Origin of the sequence: Sphaerimonospora thailandensis (genome assembly GCF_016863115.1) — a bacterium.
Classification (GTDB): Bacteria; Actinomycetota; Actinomycetes; order Streptosporangiales; family Streptosporangiaceae; genus Sphaerimonospora; species Sphaerimonospora cavernae.
The window spans coordinates 1-1,800 of sequence record NZ_BOOG01000119.1; the positions used below are offsets into that span (position 1 = coordinate 1).

Genomic DNA, 1,800 nt, shown 5'->3' on the forward strand with positions numbered 1-1,800 from the left:
CAGGGCGACTTCGAAGTCGAATGCGGAGCGTAGTTTTAGCTGCTCACGTGGGCGGGCAGAGTTCTCGTGCTCGGCTGTTCGAGTTTTGATGATCTCGGCTGGGTCACGGCAGGGCATCAGGACTATGTCATCAGGCCGAGCAGGATCAGCGGGCGGCGGTAGGGGTCACGGCCACAAGCGCGGAGCTGTCGGCTGATGCGGGTGATCCCGCGCAGGTGGAGCACACCGATCACCAGGTTGCGAAGGGCGGCCATGGCCCGGATGGCGCGTTTTTGACGGCTGTCGTCCTCGCCAAGCACCCGATCACGTAGCCAGTGCAGGGATTCAATTGACCAGTGGCCGCGGACATAGGCGAGGATCGCGGCACCGTCGGCTTGGTCGGCGGTCAGGCTGGTGATGCCCAGGACCGCAACTGCCCCCACGGGCGTGCCGTCGGTGGTGTAAATGTAGCGCTCCAGCAGGAACGCCTGAGCGGCGTGCGGGAACAGTCCGGCGATGCGCTCGGTGACGGGCAGGGTCCGGATGGTGCGGATCTCGATCCGGCCGTGCCCCCGGTCGACGGTAGCGTGTTCGACGGCGATCTGCCGCCAGGGCAGCGCGTCCAGGGCCGCGAACAGGCGTTTTTGGTTGCCGCCCACGGTGAACACGTAGAACGCGTCGCGCCGGTGCAGGTAGGTGGCATGTCCCCGCTGGGTGTGGAGTTGGTCGGCGGTGACGACGGTCCCGGCCAGCTCGGCGTCGCCGAGTTGGTCCAGCAGCGGCGCGAACACGGTGATCTCGTTGGTCTTGTCCGTGGCGACCGGGCGTTGGGCGGCGACGGTGCCGTCGTCACGGCGGGCCGCCAGCAGCATCGGCGCACTCCCGCCGCGCGGTGCGGCGCCTTTCTGGGATTTGCCGTCGATGTGCAGGCGGGGCAGCAGCGGGCCGCGAGCGTGCCGGTGCCGGTGTTGGTGCTGGTCGCGGGCCAGGGCGCCGGTCCAGGCGCATAATGCCCGGTCGTAGCCGTCGGCGTGCTCGGCCAGGGCCTCGGTGATGGCCTTGACGTCCGGGCGGCGGGCCACCCCGGCATCGTCGAGCGGGGCGCCCAAAGCGAGCAGCAGATCTTCCGGCGCGTCGGCGACCCACTCGCCGATGCCGGCCAGTTGAACCTCGTGAGCCGTCATCGCCACGATCGGCAGTGCCAGAAGGTAGGGCAGCGGGTAGCGGACGCCGCGCCGATCCCGCTGGTCAGGAACCTGTGCCAGGAAGCCGAGCAGGCGTGCGCAGGCGGCCTTGTCGATGACTGATCCATCCGCGCCGGCCGCCTCTGGCGTGCGGCGACTGGTCTGCGAGGCGCGTTGCCGGCGTTCGGCGGCCAAGGCCGCTGCCACTTCCTGGACCGAACGCGGAGCCAGGCCGGCAGGCATCTGCGGGGGCAACGTCACGGGGTCTCCACCCAGCATGGCGGGGACGTGCTGGTCGTAGGGCGTCGTCTCTATCACCGCAGGGAGCGACTCGGGGAGATCGTCGATGGTCAACCGGCGGTCGGAGATGGCACACTGGGCAGTCACGGGGTTTCCTGTCGGTCGGCGTTTGTCGTAGATCACCGATCTTTGGGGAACCCCGTCTTTGTGTCCAATCCCCGTCCTGGAGAGCCGTCCCGCCCCGTCAGCGGGGGACGGCGAGACGGTGCGGTGACCCGGCCGCGATCACAGTGTGATCAAAGGCGCGGCCCTCCGCGGTTCCGCCAATGACGACACGTCCACGACCAGCAGAGACACCCGACCCGGCCCGCGATCAAGCGACTTTGAAGTCACCCTG

At 68.8% G+C, this 1,800-nt stretch carries 1 protein-coding gene; it reads right to left on the reverse strand.

The features are described 5' to 3' along the window. Window positions 1-122: 122 nt before the first annotated feature. Window positions 123-1,550, reverse strand: a complete 1,428-nt coding sequence (locus Mth01_RS29185) for an ISAs1 family transposase (RefSeq protein WP_204019184.1) — start codon at window positions 1,548-1,550, stop codon at window positions 123-125. Between the last annotated feature and the right edge of the window lie 250 nt (window positions 1,551-1,800).